This is a genomic window from Acinetobacter sp. YH16052, assembly GCF_013417155.1.
Classification (GTDB): Bacteria; Pseudomonadota; Gammaproteobacteria; order Pseudomonadales; family Moraxellaceae; genus Acinetobacter.
The window spans coordinates 25,476-40,058 of the sequence record NZ_VPEO01000018.1; the positions used below are offsets into that span (position 1 = coordinate 25,476).

Below are 14,583 nucleotides of genomic sequence, written 5' to 3' on the forward strand. Positions count from 1 at the left end.
GCATAAATCAAGCGTTATGAGTGTTTAAGCTGCTGGATTACAGTAGCCAGATCTGCTTCGGCAAAGCCTTGAGCTTGATGAGCGTGCAGCTGTGATAAAGCGTGAGTCGCGACCGGAACATCCAGATCAAAGCTTTGGGCCAGTTGCACGGCATTATTCAGATCCTTGGATAAAGTCTGCACTTTCCATTGCACCGGTTCAAAAGTTTGCGTGGCCATACGGGGGGCCAGAATCTGAAAAGGCTTGGAGTCGGCAAAACCACCCGCCAGCGCAGGCGCCAGTAAACGTGTATCCACCCCCGCAAGTCCAGCAAGGGCGACCGCTTCTGCAATCAGGGTGCTATTGGCAGCCACAATCAGCTGATTACAGATTTTGGTCGCCTGACCGGTGCCCGTATCACCCATGCGGGTCACGCGCTGTGAAAGTACTGCATAGATCGGATCAAGGTTTTCAATCGTCGCGGCATCACCACCGGCAAAAATCACCAGACTGCCTTGTTCAGCTCCGGCGGTACCGCCTGAAACCGGAGAGTCAATCCAGATTACTTTCTTGGCCTGTGCTTGCGCGGCAAGTGTTTGAGTTTGCTGTACCGAAAGACTGGAAAAATCCACAATCACTTGCTCCGCAACCAAATACGGTTCGATCTGAGCAAAAACAGATTGCACCGCATGATCATCTGCCAGACAAGTCAGAATCACTGGATAATTCGCAATCTGGTCTAAAGACAGTGCAGTTGCTCCTAGATCCAGCAAGGGATCACAGGCCGCTGGCGTACGGTTCCAAACCGCCACCTGAAAACCTGCCTGAAGCAGACGTGTGGCCATACGAGTGCCCATCAGCCCCATACCTAAAAAGGCAATTTTAGTATCGCGATTCAACTGCATGCTTTGGTTTATTCCTTTCCTAGATTCAGACTGGGTTTATTTGTATTGGCGCGGTACAAACTGAACCTCTGGGTTTTTGTCCTTTTTACGGGCCAATTGACTGTTTTTACCCAGTAATAATTTCAGCTGCCATATTTTTTCCATACGCAGGGATTTGTTCGGACGATGCTGCATGGCATCCAGTACAAATTTAGAGGCCATCAGCGCATCTGGGGAACGTTGCAGCATTTCTTCAGCCAAGGCTTGTGCTCTTCCTAGTGGCTGTTCATCGACATGGGTGATCAGACCGATTTCTTTGGCATATTCGCCCTCAAAAATCCGGGCAGTCAAAGTCAGCTCTTTGGCCAGATCAATACCAATCAGGCCTTTCAGGGAGCGGCTGAGTCCCATGTCTGGCACCAGTCCCCAGCGGGTTTCCATAATCGACATTTTGGTCTCAGGATGGGCAATGCGGATATCTGCGGCTAATGCCAGTTGCATCCCGGCACCAAAACAGAAGCCCTCCATTGCGGCAATCACCGGAACAGGTAATTCTTGCCAGACCAGAAATGCTTTTTGAAACAGGCTTTGACCCGGACGAATCAGTTCCCAAGCAGCATAAGCACGATTTTTAGGATTATTTAAATCGGCCAGATCAATACCGGCACTAAAGACCTGGGCTTCTCCCGTTAAAATCACACATCGGATGCTTTTATCTTTTTTGATTTTTTGTGCAGTCGCGACCAGTTCGCGCAGCAGGGCAAAGCTCATGGCATTGCGTTTATCCGGACGATTCAGTGTAACAGTGGCAATGCCGTTATTTTTTTCCAAGCGCACGAGTGACATGGCATTCTTCCTTATTTTTCCTGGCTTGAGCATAGCATGCAGCCTTTGGGCTTGCATGACAGCCCAGTCACACTTGAGTAAGTTAAGGACTGAGCAGCTTCAAAGCTTTAATTTAAATGTTGCTTCAAAATTTGCTGGGCAGCCTGTTCAACCTGTTCAACCACGGCTTTGAGTTCATCAAAATATTTCAGCACGTCCTGAACAAAGCTTTCATCGGCCTTACGACGTTCTTTGCGCAAGGTCGAAACGAACTGTTCAAAGCCACCGGTGACTTTCTGCAAAGTAGGCGCACCGACATAGCGGGTTGCACCGTAAAGACGATGCAGTACATGTTCAAGTTGTGGGAAATCTTCCAGTTCAATCAGTTGTTGCATTTCATCGAGTTCATCCGCAAAGCTGTCTACCAGCATACGTAACAGGTCTACCGCCAGATCCTCCTTATTGGCTGCCAGTTGCAGGCTTTGCTGCCAGTCCAGAATATTCGGATCCAGAGCATCAATCACATTGGCGCGTTCTAGCACCGGAATCCGTTTAAAATGCTCGGTGGTCCAGTGCGTCAAAATTTGGATAATCTGCTCGATCTGGATCGGCTTGGTGACATAATCATCCATGCCGTTTTGCAGCAGTTTATGCTTTTCATCAGAAAGCGCATGCGCTGTCAGGGCAATAATCGGCAGGCGGCTATGATTTTCAAAGGTCGATTCCAGCGAGCGAATAGCACGAGTGGTATCGATCCCCGACATCACCGGCATCTGAATGTCCATAAACACCAGATCAAACGCCGGTTGTTCCTGTTCATAACGGCGCTGAATAATATCGATCGCTTCCTGTCCGCTGAGGGCTTTGGTCGTGGTGACATTCAGTTCGCCCAGCAAGGCTTCCAGAACAATCAGGTTCGGCAAATGATCATCCACGGCCAGAATATGCAGGCCTTGACCATTGAATTCTTCATGCTGTTCCTGATCGAAGACCGGCTGATTGCCGAGTAACTGAATCAGCGCGCTGCGGCTGAGTGGCTGATGCAGGGCACGGGCACGATGGTCATTAAGCATGCTTGGATCCAGCTGCATCTGATAACCATAGACAGCCAGATGCCCCTGATAACGTGAACGGATTTCGCGTAACAAGACTTCACTGTCACCACTATGATCGACAATTAGCCAAGTATTTTCGCTATTCTGTAAATGATTCAGACGGCTAAACAGATCCAGAATCGATGCACATTCAATATGTTTAACCTGATAATTTTCCAGATAATGCCGCAGCACATTCGCAGTTGCCGGATGTGCAAGATAAGACACCACGGTCAATTCGCTAAAATCTGGATGCTCAATCACGGTATCTTCATCGACCAGGAACTGGGCAGTAAACCAGAAAGTAGAGCCTTTTTCGGTTGGAGCACGTTCCTGATTGTCTTCAAAACCAATCTGGCCATGCATCAGGCTGACCAGCTGTTTGGAAATTGCCAGACCAAGACCGGTACCGCCAAACTGACGGGTCACCGAGGTATCACCCTGCGAGAAGGACTCAAACAGCTTTTTACGGTCGGTACCACTCAGGCCAATGCCGCTATCCTGTACACTAAAATGCAGCACACACTGATCCATTCCATCATGTTCCATGCGTGCCCGGACAATGATTTCTCCATCCGGAGTGAATTTGATCGCATTGGAAATCAGGTTGGTCAGAATCTGTTTAAATCGTAGCGCATCACCAATGATGTGTTTTGGCACACCGTCCGCATAATAGAAAGCCATATCAATATGTTTTTGGGCTGCCAGTGGTGACAGCATATCCATCACATCAAAAATCGCTTCTTCCAGATCGAAAGGTGCAGTTTCTAATTCCAGTTTGCCGGCATCAATCTTGGAAAAATCTAGCACATCATTAATCAGTGCCAGCAAATGCGCCGAAGACTTACGAATGGTCTGCAAATACAGGCTCTGCTCGTTGCTGAGATTGCCCTGACGCAATAACAGATGAATAAAACCATCAATACTGTTCAGCGGGGTACGCAGTTCATGGGAAATATTGGCCAGAAACACCGACTTGGCCTGGTTAGCCGAGATCGCCTGGTCGCGTGCCTGACGATAGGTAATATTCTGGACTTCTAAAGTGTCGAGGGTACGGCGCAAATCATCTTCGGTCTGTTCGGTATGTTCACGTAGTTCCAAAAAGCTGAAATGCAGACGTTTCACCACATTGGCGATATCACGTTGCAATAAGCGTAGCTCTCCGGTGCTATTAATCACCATATGCTGGCCGAGGGTATCGGCATTCAGGCGTTGCAACTGCATGCGAATTTCATACATTGGTGCAATCCAGCGCCGAGAGTAGAAGTTCAGACAGAGCAACAATAATAATAAAGTCAGTAATCCGGTCGCAATCAGTACGATTAGTACCCGGTAACGGGCAATTGCTAGCGGCTGGTTATCCAGTTCGATCGCCAGCCAGCCGGTAGAAAAAGTGTTTTCATTCACTTTAATGGCATAGATATGATTATCTTGATGCAGAATCGGGCCAACAAAATTACCGCTTTTCTCAAATTCTGGCCAAGGCGCTTGTTCCTGAAAGCCGATGCCCAAACGGTTCTTGCCATTTTCATCCAGAACTGCTGCCCGAACCAGATGCTTTTCATTCAGCATGTTCTGCATGGCGTTGTGAGCTTGGTCATATTGCCATGGATACAGGTTCAAGATATCCAGGGCATATTCTGAAGTGCCTTGAAAGCGAGTCAGAATCGCAATGGCCATCTGCTTCTGCTGGGCACGTGCGGCATTTGAGGTTTCAGTCAACACCAGCATGGCACCGACACAGGCCAAAATGGTAATCGGCACAAAAATCAGCGCAATCAGCTGTCCATAGGCATGATTTAAGTGTAGGCGTTTAAACAGCTTTTTGTTGATCGTTGACATGATTTAAGCAGTATTTTCTTTATGCCTGGCATATTAGCATGCTTTAAATCGACAGTTAAAATTTAAGCATAATTTTTATAAAGCTTCGGATTAGCAGTTAAAAATACAAGAGATTTCAGTTAATTTTGCTCAGGTACAGCAAGACTAAGACGCACGAAATTTCAATCTGTAAAAGTGCCAGACTGAAATAGTATTTTCATCTTCATTAGCGAGCTGCTTCACCTGGCTAAATTATCGGGAAATGTAGTTTATGGCTTGATAGTGTGTGAGTTTTAGTGAGTTTTCTGAAAAAGCCTTGCTAAATGGGTGCAGGGAAAAGCATTTTTTCATACAATAGCCGCACCTCGATATAGGTGCAAATAATGAGTAATACCATCCCTGATTTTCAAGCAGATGAATTTTTGTTAGACCATTATGTAGGCAAAACGCCGCTGGTGCGTTTACAGCGTCTGGCAAGTCACACTCAAGCTACAGTACTCGCGAAACTCGAAGGCAATAACCCGGCAGGTTCGGTCAAAGACCGTCCGGCCTATAATATGATCATGCAGGCCGAGAAGCGTGGGCAGATCAAACCGGGTGACACCCTGATTGAGGCAACGAGCGGAAATACGGGGATTGCATTGGCGATGGTCGCAGCAATGCGTGGCTATAAAATGAAGCTGATCATGCCGAACAATATGAGTCAGGAACGTAAGGACGCGATGCGTGCGTATGGTGCCGAGCTAATTGAAGTGACCAAAGAGCAGGGCATGGAAGGTGCACGTGATCTTGCTGCTCAAATGCAGAATGATGGTGTGGGTCTGGTGCTGAATCAGTTCGGAAATCCGGACAATGTCGAAGCGCATTACCTGACCACGGGTCCAGAAATCTGGCAGCAAACCGGTGGCAAAATTACCCATTTTGTCAGTTCTATGGGTACCACCGGCACCATCATGGGTGTGTCGAAATACCTGAAAGAAATGAATCCTGATATTCAGATCGTCGGTTTACAGCCATCTGATGGTTCAAGCATTGCCGGAATCCGTCGCTGGCCAGAAGAATATCTGCCAACCATTTTCGACCGCAGCCGAGTCGATCGCATTATTGATATTCCACAAATCGAAGCTGAAAAAACCATGCGTAAGCTGGCACAGAAAGAAGGCATTAGTGCCGGAACCTCTTCTGGTGGGGCAGTGTGGGCCTCGATTAAACTGGCGGAAGAACATCCGGATGCAGTGATTGTGTGTATTATCTGTGACCGTGGTGACCGTTACTTGTCTACAGGGTTATTCTCTGTACAAGATCCTGAATAATTATTTGAGCACTGTTTTATGCGCCTGCCTGTTTTAACTTTCGATATTGAAACCCAAACCGATCTCAAATCAGGCGCGCATCTGTTTGGTCTGGACCTGCCCGAAGCAGATCTGGATCAGGCCTTGACCAAATTACGCCGTCAGGATTCAGGCTCGGATTTTCAGCGTTTGCCGCTGCATGAAATCGTCTGTATTTCCGGTTTGTGGATGGATGAGCAGGGCATGAAGCTGTTTTCGTTTAGCCGAGAACAGCATTCTGAAGCAGAAATTTTGAAAAAATTCTTGTCGATTTTTGACAAGCGCCATCCGACTCTAGTGAGTTGGAACGGCTCACAGTTTGATTTACCAGTGATTTTATACCGCGCTATGTATCATGGGCTCTCTGCACCGAGTCTGTTCGATCAGGGCGAAATTGATACGCAAAAGCGTTATAATAACTACCAGAATCGTTACCATCATCGTCATGTTGACCTGATGGATGTGATGGCCATGTTTCATGCCCGTCATTTCCAGAAGCTGGATGATGTTGCACATTTGCTGGGCTATCCAGGCAAGCGCGGTGACGGAGCCTATCGGGTTCCAGAATATGTCCGCAATCAGCAATGGACCGAACTAACGTCTTATTGTGAAGGTGATGTCCTGAATACCTGGCTGGTGTATATCCGCTGGTTGCTGTTAAAAGGCCAACTGTTACTGCCGGACTATCAGCATTTGCTGCAAAGCACGATTCAATATTTGCATACTCAACCGCAGCATGCGGACTTTTTATCAGTTTGGCGTGAGACTTCGCAACGAACTGAATTTACCCAATTTGATTTTCCCATCTCCACACCCTAGGTTTTCATGAAACATCGAGCACAAGCACGTCCTATCCAGCAACCCGAGTACATTTTTCAGGTTGAGTCACTATCGCATGAGGGACGTGGCATCGCTCATTATGGTTCACATCCGGATCATCCGCAGCATAAACATGGCAAGAAAGTCTTTATCCGTTATGCCTTGCCGGGTGAAACCGTGCGTGCCCGTATTACCCGTGAAGTTAAGAAGCTAGAAGAAGCCGACAGTCTTGAATTGTTGAGCGACGCTTCCGAGATTCGCGTGAAGCCGGTGTGTCCGCATTTTGGCGTGTGTGGTGGCTGTAATATGCAGCATATCGCTGCGGATGCGCAGATTGAACTGAAACAGAATGTGCTGAAATCACATCTTCAGCATTTTGCCGGAATCCAGCCTGATCAATGGCTACCGCCTTTACGTTCACAACGTGAAGATTATCGCCGTAAAGCCCGCATCGGGGTGCGTTATCTGCCGTCTAAGAACCAGCTGGTGGTAGGTTTTCGGGAGAATCAGTCAAATAAACTGACACCGATTGACCGCTGTATGATTCTGGATCGCGAGTTTGGCTCGGTTACACGTCTTAAACAATTGCTGCAAGGTCTTAATGGTAAGGCTGACATCGGTCATATAGAATTGGCCATGGGGGATCAGGAGATTGCACTGCTGGTGCGTGAAACTGCAAAATTGTCTGACGATGATGTCAACCAATTGCGCGAATTTACGTTACAGAAAGGCTGGCAATTGTATCTGCAGCCTGCCGGCAAAGAAACACTTTCGCGGATAGATGATCCAGAAGCATCTGCACGCTTACACTATGGTCTTGATGACTTTGATGTGAAATTCGGCTTTAATCCTCTGGACTTTACCCAGGTAAATTCAAGCATCAATCCGCAAATGGTACGATTGGCATGTGATTTGCTTCAGCTACAACAAGGTGAACGGGTTCTGGATCTGTTTTGTGGATTAGGAAACTTTTCTTTGCCGCTGGCGCGCTGTGTTGGTGCGTCGGGTCAGGTGATTGCGGTTGAAGGAAGTGATGAAATGGTTCGACGTGGTGCGGAAAATGCCAAAAACAATGGTATTGCACAAATAGCGTTCTATTCACAAGATTTAACCAAAGATTTCTCGCACCATACTTGGGCAAATCAAGGTTTTGATGCATTATTAATCGACCCGCCACGTGCCGGGGCAGAAGAAGTGATGCATTATCTCCCTCAGTTTGGAGCTAAAAGAATCGTTTATGTGTCATGCAATCCTGCGACACTCGCCAGAGATGCAGGACTTCTGGTACAACAGGGCTATCGTCTCACCCAGGCGGGCGTGATGGATATGTTTACACATACTGGACATGTGGAATCAATCGCATTGTTCGAAAAAGAAAATCAAATAAACGATTAAAGAAATGATGTTTTTAAAAGTAGGAGACGGGTATGGTCACAGTACGTGAGCAACTCCCTGGGCGACTCAATGAGTTGTCACAGGAGACGACTGTAGAACATGCCGAACAAGCACACCAGGATCTGACTGAATGGTTGGATCGGGTTCGTGGCATATTAGATGGCGCACCTTTAACGCAGCTCGAAGAAGTCGCCCACTTAACATTAGAAAGAGAGCTGCAAAGTACGGTTCAGCACCGCTCCAATACCTTTTATACTGGTATTGAGATGGCGGATATTCTGGCGCATCTGCATGTCGATGAAGATACTTTATCCGCAGCCATGCTGTATCGTGCTGTTCGTGAAGGCGTCATGCCACTCAGTGAAGTATTGGAACAGTTCGGCGAACAGGTGCATAGCCTGGTCAAAGGTACGCTTGCCATGGGTAAGCTGTCTGAGCTGATCGAAAAAAATAAACGCCTGGAAGATCATTTCAATAATAACCAGCGTGAACATCTGTCTGGCATTTACAAAATGCTGATCTCGGTCACCGAAGATGTACGGGTTGTTCTGGTCAAGCTGGCCGAACGTACCTATGCCTTGCGTGAACTGGCCAATTCCTCGCGTGAGCGTCAGGAACGGGTGGCCCGAGAAATTCTGACCATTTACTCGCCACTGGCACACCGCTTGGGCATTGCCCAGCTGAAATGGGAGCTGGAAGATCTGGCGTTCCGTTATCTTGCGCCGGAACGTTATAAAGAAATTGCTTCCTTACTGAATGAAAAGCGTCTGGAGCGTGAACAGTATATTCAGTTTGTGATTGATAAATTACGTAATGAATTGGCTGAGCATGGCATCGAAGCTGAAATTAATGGCCGGGTGAAGCACATTTATTCGATTTATCGAAAAATGAAAAGCAAGAACCTGAGCTTTGACCAGCTCTATGATATTCGTGCTTTACGGGTACTGGTGAAAAGTGTGCCGGAGTGTTATCACACTTTAGGTATTGTGCATCAGATCTGGCGCCATATTCCGCATCAGTTTGATGACTATATTACCAATCCAAAAGCCAATGGCTATCGTTCTTTACATACTGCGGTGATTGCCGAGAACAAATCACTTGAAGTGCAGATTCGTACCCATGCAATGCATGACGAAGCTGAACTGGGGGTGTGTTCACACTTTAATTATAAAGAAGGTGCAAAAACGACAGATCGCTCCTTTAACCATCGTCTGCATTCCTTACGTGCGGTACTTGAGCATTATCAAGAGCGCAATGAAACCAGTGCACATAAAGAATCTGAAGATGAAATAGAGAATTTTGAACATATTCAAGATTTTGAAGGTTTTGAAAAGATCTATGTGTTTAGCCGTGATGGTGATATCAAAGAGCTGCCGCGTGATTCGACCGTACTCGACTTTGCGTATCATGTGCATACCGAAGTCGGCAACAAGTGCTATGCTGCACGGGTGAATCAGCGCTATGTGCCGCTGACCTATACCCTGAAAACCGGTGAACAGGTCGAGATTCTGACCAAAAAAGACCGGGAACCGAACAGGGACTGGCTGGTTAATTCGCTGGGTTATATCAAGACAGCCCGGGCACGAGACAAGTTGCGTCACTGGTTCCGTCAGCAGGATCGTAGCAAGAACCTGGAAGTCGGCCGTGAAGTACTGAACAAAGAATTGTCACGTCTGGCAATTCACCCGAAATCGATTGATCTGAGTGATTATTGCAACCACTTCAATGTCAAAACCGGTGATGATATTCTGGTCAATCTGGTCAATGGTGATATCAGCCTGCATGCCCTGATTAATCAGGTGAATCGCCATATGCATCTGGATCAGGACGAACCTGAACTGGTGCTAAAACCTGCCCTGAACCCGCGTGCCAGTCATACACTGTCAGCGCACGGGATTCTGATCGATGGTTTGGATAACGTGGAACTACATGTCGCGCAATGTTGCCAACCGGTGCATGGTGAATCGATTGCTGGCTATATCACTCTGAATCGTGGTGTGAGCATTCATAAAGTCGCTTGTCCGGACTATGTGCGCATGATCACCCAAGAGCCTGAACGTGCGGTAGAAGCCGACTGGGAAATGCAGCCGACTCGTGGTCAAAGTGTGCAGATTGTGGTGGAAGCTTATGATCGACGCGGTTTGCTCAAAGATCTGACGCAAGTAATTTTCTCGGATCAGATCAATATCCGTCAGGTGAATACCATTTCGGAAGCGGATGGTATTGCCAATATGAAGCTGTTGATTGAAGTCAAAGGTCTGGCACAACTTTCCAAGCTTTTGGCTCGTCTAGAGCAGCAGCCGGGAATTATCAGCGCACGCCGTCTGGTACAGGGTACTTAATTCCTGTTACCTAAGTTTAAAAAGCCTGCAATTCAATTGCGGGCTTTTTTATTGTAAGGTATTTGAATCACATGCATAAAAAATAGACCAGCAAACCAAAATGAGCGCGACCGAAATATTTGAACGTAGACGAAATAATCTGGCCAAGGTGATTGATCTGCTGATCGAGACGCAGCAATTTAAAACCGGCAAAGAGATCTGTGAGCATTTCGGCTTGTCTGCATCGTATATCGCTCAATTGCTGAATAGCAAACGCCAGATCGGCGAGAAAGCAGCAAGGGAGCTGGAACAACAACTGGGTCTAGATGTGCTCATTCTAGATCAGTCGACTGAACCAAAAGTTGAATTATCTCCAATTCCAGCGCAAGGTGTACTGTTGCAAATGCAGGTGGTGCAACAGCAGGCATTCGCACTTATCTCCTTGGATTCAGCGCTCTCATTCAATCAGGATATTTTTCATCTGCAAGCACAGCATTATGCGATTTGGGTAGCAGGGCCGTATTATTTTCCCAGCTTAAAACCGGGCTGGTGGCTGGTTTGTGACAAACAGGCCGAGTTATCCACTGCAGGCATACTCTGTGTGTATCTGCTCAATGGCTTGCAGCTCATTTTGCAAATGGTCAGTGAAACTCAGGATCATTATGAATTTCAAAGTCTGGATGAAAGCAGAAAGGTGGTTTTCCAGAAAACTGATATTGAGAAAATCCATCCAGTCATTGCGATTATTCCCGCTGCCACATATTCAAACGGCAGAAATAATTCAGCCCATCATAAGACGGGCTGAACGATGAACATGAAACAGTACCGATTATGGAATCTGGTTCTCGTCTTCAAATTCTGGTTTCACCTGAACAATAAAGTCCTGACGGTTTAGACCACGCCACAAGGCAAAGGCCGTACCGATATAGATGGACGAATAGGTCCCGACAAAGACACCAACAAACATCGCGATCGAGAACCATTTCAGACCATCGCCGCCCATCAGCATCATGGCAAGCACCACCAGCAATAAGGTCATAGAGGTATGAATGGTACGACGCAGCGTTTCAGTCAGGGCAATGTTAATGATTTCGACCGGTTCTGCACCACGAATCTTACGGAAGTTCTCACGGATACGGTCAGAGACCACGATATTATCGTTCAGTGAGAAACCGATGATTGCAAGGAGTGCTGCAAGTACAGTCAGGTCAAATGGCCACTGCATCATCGCAAAAATCCCGAGGGTAACGACGATATCATGGAACAGTGACAATACTGCACCCATAGCCAGTTTGAACTCAAAGCGGATGGTGACATAGACCAGCATCAGCATGAGCGCAAGTGCCACAGCACCACCAGAACGGACATAGAGTTCATTACCGACCTGTCCACCGACGACATCAACCTTCGGTACTTCTGCCGCATTATTTGGCAGTTGAACTGCGGCTGTAACAGCTTTGGTCAGGTCTTCAGCTTCGATATCTTCCTGAACCGGCATACGCACCATCAGGTCACGTTCAGAACCTAAAGTCTGAACCACAGCATCATTAAAGCCTGCCTGGTTCAATGCCTTGGAGACATCTTCAGGTTTGACCGGATTGGTATAGTTTAATTCGGCTGCCACACCACCGGTAAAGTCTAAACCGAGGTTCAGGCCTTTGGTGGCAATAAAGAAGATACTCGCAACGGTTAAGAGGATTGAAAACAATGCCGCAGGCATCGCAATCTTCATAAACGGAATAATGCGTTCGTCTTCCGGGCGACCGTACTGTTTTTGATTCAGTTGAGTATTTTCAGTCATCAGTGATCTCCTTAAATGCTCAACTTTTTCAAGTTACGTTTTTTGCCATAAATGAGCTGTACCACGGCACGCGTTACTGTAATGGCAGTAAACATCGAGCAGACAATACCAATCATCAGGGTTACGGCAAAGCCTTTGATCGGACCTGTACCAATCGCGAACAGAATGAACGCCACCAGGAATGTGGTCAAGTTCGAGTCGAAAATGGTGTTATAGGCACGATCATAACCGGCCACAATCGCCTGTTTTGGCGAAGCTCCCCATTTCATTTCTTCCCGTATTCGTTCACAGATCAGTACGTTGGCATCGACCGCCATACCGATGGTAATGACGATACCGGCAATACCCGGAAGGGTAAGGGAAGCGCCAATCCAAGACATGACTGTCAGAATCATCGCCAGGTTAAAGACCAAGGCAAAGTTGGCAATCACACCAAACACACGGAAGAACACCACCATCCAGATGGCAACCAGAAGGAAACCGATCTGAGTTGAAAGTACACCTTTGTCGATGTTCTCTTGACCCAGACTTGGACCAATCACACGTTCTTCAACAAAATACATTGGTGCAGCCAACGCACCTGCACGCAGCATCAAGGCAAGTTCAGCAGCTTCTTGCGGTGAGTCCAGACCAGTAATACGGAACTGAGAACCCAGTACTGCCTGAATAGTTGCAGCGTTAATCACTACAGATTCAGTATACGGGGTACGAACTTCAGTTTGAGTGCCGGTCGCAGGGTCTTCCACATAATTAATGCGCTGCTTGTTCTCGATGAACAAGACGGCCATACGTTTACCGACCGCATTACGGGTGGCATCCGACATCAGTTTGCCACCTGCGCTGTCCAAGGTAATGTTAACTTCAGCACCGCCTGTGTCCTGGCTAAAGCCACTTGATGCATTCTGAACACGTTCACCGGTTAAGATACGGTTACGGTTCAACAGGAGCTGACGACCACTGTCCAGTGATTCATAAGCAAAGACTTCTGTGCCTGGTGGCAATGCACCTGTAGCCTGACCGGTATATGGATCAATGTATTGATCATTCTGGTCAGACACCAGACGGAACTCGAGGTTCGCGGTACGACCCAAGACACGTTTCGCTTCAGCGGTATCCTGTACACCAGGAAGCTCAACCACAATACGGTTGCTGCCCTGAGTTTGAACCAGTGCTTCTGCCACACCTAACTCGTTAATACGGTTACGTAAAGTGGTCAAGTTCTGATTGACAGCATAAGATTCAATTTCTTGCTTACGCACATCAGTATAGTTTAGACGTAAGGTCGAACCGGTCTCGGTCGCAACAGCCTGCTGGGTAAACTCATTGCCATTACGGCGCAAGAAGTCCATCGTTGCAGAACGATCATCATTGTTGGCAAACTGCATCACAATGGTGTTGTTGCTTAAATTCAGGCTATTAAATTTCAGGTTGTTATCACGCAACTGACGACGTAGATCCGTCGCAGAGGTTTCCATGCGCTGGGAAATGGCCTTGTCCATATCCACTTCAAGCAAGAAGTGAACACCACCACGTAAATCCAGGCCGAGCTTCATTGGTTTGGCACCAATTTTTTGCAGCCATTCTGGGGTGGTCGGGGCAAGGTTCAATGCAACCACGTAATCATCACCTAAACCACGACGTAAAGCCTCTTTGGCTTTAAGCTGCGATTCACTTGAATCTACACGTAATAAAGCTGCATTGTTGCCAAAGCTATTGTCATGGGTGGCAATATTTTCAGTTTTTAAAATTTGCTCTGCTTTTTGTACGATGCTTGCATCAATTTGAGTACCGGCTTTGGCACCCGAAATCTGTACAGCAGGTTCATCTGGATACAAACTTGGCAGGGCATATAAAGTACTGATCACCAGGACAACCAGGATCAGTACATATTTCCATGCTGGGTAACGCATTCGTTTTCTTCTTAAAATGAAAAAGTCGTGCGAGGGCACGACTATTTTTGATTAAAGGTTATTTAAAGTGCCTTCAGGGAGGACTGAAATCACACTTGCACGTTGAACTTTGACTTCTACACCACGGCTCAATTCAACCACTGCGAAGTCACCTTCAATCTTGGTGATTTTGCCCATTAATCCGCCTGCAAATACCACTTCACTGCCAACGCCAAGGCTGTCGACCAAAGCACGGTGTTCTTTGGCACGTTTAGATTGAGGACGCCAGATCAAGAAATAGAAGATTGCAATAAAAACAGCAATCATCAAAAGGTTCGCCATCATGCTTGGTTGTTGTGCAGCTTCACCTGCAGCGTGAGCAGTCGAAATAAAAAGGCTCATTACATTTTCCTAAAATAAAAAA

General features: G+C 47.1%; 11 protein-coding genes. 5 read left to right on the top strand and 6 right to left on the bottom strand.

The window, feature by feature from the left end; genetic code table 11:
• Positions 1 to 14 precede the first annotated feature (14 nt).
• From FTV42_RS12255 to FTV42_RS12265, 3 genes are all read right to left on the bottom strand, one after another.
• Positions 15 to 884, bottom strand: coding sequence for an NAD(P)-dependent oxidoreductase (locus tag FTV42_RS12255; protein WP_005106079.1), 870 nt, complete (start codon positions 882 to 884; stop codon positions 15 to 17).
• Positions 885 to 920: 36 nt separating this feature from the next.
• Entirely contained in the window at positions 921 to 1,709 is a 789-nt protein-coding gene (locus FTV42_RS12260) for a crotonase/enoyl-CoA hydratase family protein (RefSeq protein ID WP_005106080.1), read from the bottom strand.
• 107 nt (positions 1,710 to 1,816) lie between these two features.
• Positions 1,817 to 4,624 (bottom strand): ATP-binding protein, encoded by a 2,808-nt coding sequence (locus FTV42_RS12265; protein WP_005106081.1) that lies wholly within the window; start codon positions 4,622 to 4,624, stop codon positions 1,817 to 1,819.
• A gap of 362 nt (positions 4,625 to 4,986) precedes the next feature.
• Between FTV42_RS12265 and cysM the strand changes: the two genes are divergently transcribed.
• The 5 genes from cysM (at position 4,987) to FTV42_RS12290 (ending at position 11,274) form a co-directional block, all read left to right on the top strand.
• A complete protein-coding gene (gene cysM / locus FTV42_RS12270) occupies positions 4,987 to 5,916 on the top strand; it encodes a cysteine synthase CysM (protein ID WP_004281649.1) in 930 nt (309 codons plus the stop codon).
• Between the two features lie 18 nt (positions 5,917 to 5,934).
• Positions 5,935 to 6,753 carry a 3'-5' exonuclease gene (locus tag FTV42_RS12275; protein WP_005101819.1) on the top strand — a complete coding sequence of 273 codons (819 nt, stop codon included), beginning with the start codon at positions 5,935 to 5,937 and terminating at the stop codon, positions 6,751 to 6,753.
• Positions 6,754 to 6,759: 6 nt separating this feature from the next.
• Complete coding sequence (gene rlmD, locus FTV42_RS12280) at positions 6,760 to 8,148, top strand: 23S rRNA (uracil(1939)-C(5))-methyltransferase RlmD (protein ID WP_180038924.1); 1,389 nt, start codon at positions 6,760 to 6,762, stop codon at positions 8,146 to 8,148.
• 32 nt (positions 8,149 to 8,180) lie between these two features.
• On the top strand, positions 8,181 to 10,490 hold the full coding sequence (locus FTV42_RS12285) for a bifunctional (p)ppGpp synthetase/guanosine-3',5'-bis(diphosphate) 3'-pyrophosphohydrolase (RefSeq protein WP_180038925.1): 2,310 nt from the start codon (positions 8,181 to 8,183) through the stop codon (positions 10,488 to 10,490).
• A gap of 100 nt (positions 10,491 to 10,590) precedes the next feature.
• Positions 10,591 to 11,274, top strand: coding sequence for a S24 family peptidase (locus FTV42_RS12290; protein ID WP_180038926.1), 684 nt, complete (start codon positions 10,591 to 10,593; stop codon positions 11,272 to 11,274).
• 24 nt (positions 11,275 to 11,298) lie between these two features.
• Here the strand turns inward: FTV42_RS12290 and secF are convergent, their stop codons facing one another.
• The 3 genes from secF to yajC are packed head-to-tail and all read right to left on the bottom strand — an operon-like array spanning position 11,299 to position 14,561.
• Complete coding sequence (gene secF, locus FTV42_RS12295; RefSeq protein WP_180038943.1) at positions 11,299 to 12,273, bottom strand: protein translocase subunit SecF; 975 nt, start codon at positions 12,271 to 12,273, stop codon at positions 11,299 to 11,301.
• An 8-nt stretch (positions 12,274 to 12,281) separates the two neighbouring features.
• On the bottom strand, positions 12,282 to 14,180 hold the full coding sequence (gene secD / locus FTV42_RS12300; RefSeq protein ID WP_180038927.1) for a protein translocase subunit SecD: 1,899 nt from the start codon (positions 14,178 to 14,180) through the stop codon (positions 12,282 to 12,284).
• Between the two features lie 51 nt (positions 14,181 to 14,231).
• Complete coding sequence (gene yajC / locus FTV42_RS12305) at positions 14,232 to 14,561, bottom strand: preprotein translocase subunit YajC (protein WP_004645158.1); 330 nt, start codon at positions 14,559 to 14,561, stop codon at positions 14,232 to 14,234.
• Between the last annotated feature and the right edge of the window lie 22 nt (positions 14,562 to 14,583).

What these genes read in the sequence shown, in the direction of transcription:
- FTV42_RS12255 (WP_005106079.1), bottom strand. Translation starts at nt 884, where the DNA reads ATGCAGTTGAATCGCGATACTAAAATTGCCTTTTTAGGTATGGGGCTG.
- FTV42_RS12260 (WP_005106080.1), bottom strand. Translation starts at nt 1,709, where the DNA reads ATGTCACTCGTGCGCTTGGAAAAAAATAACGGCATTGCCACTGTTACA.
- FTV42_RS12265 (WP_005106081.1), bottom strand. Translation starts at nt 4,624, where the DNA reads ATGTCAACGATCAACAAAAAGCTGTTTAAACGCCTACACTTAAATCAT.
- cysM (WP_004281649.1), top strand. Translation starts at nt 4,987, where the DNA reads ATGAGTAATACCATCCCTGATTTTCAAGCAGATGAATTTTTGTTAGAC.
- FTV42_RS12275 (WP_005101819.1), top strand. Translation starts at nt 5,935, where the DNA reads ATGCGCCTGCCTGTTTTAACTTTCGATATTGAAACCCAAACCGATCTC.
- rlmD (WP_180038924.1), top strand. Translation starts at nt 6,760, where the DNA reads ATGAAACATCGAGCACAAGCACGTCCTATCCAGCAACCCGAGTACATT.
- FTV42_RS12285 (WP_180038925.1), top strand. Translation starts at nt 8,181, where the DNA reads ATGGTCACAGTACGTGAGCAACTCCCTGGGCGACTCAATGAGTTGTCA.
- FTV42_RS12290 (WP_180038926.1), top strand. Translation starts at nt 10,591, where the DNA reads ATGAGCGCGACCGAAATATTTGAACGTAGACGAAATAATCTGGCCAAG.
- secD (WP_180038927.1), bottom strand. Translation starts at nt 14,180, where the DNA reads ATGCGTTACCCAGCATGGAAATATGTACTGATCCTGGTTGTCCTGGTG.
- yajC (WP_004645158.1), bottom strand. Translation starts at nt 14,561, where the DNA reads ATGAGCCTTTTTATTTCGACTGCTCACGCTGCAGGTGAAGCTGCACAA.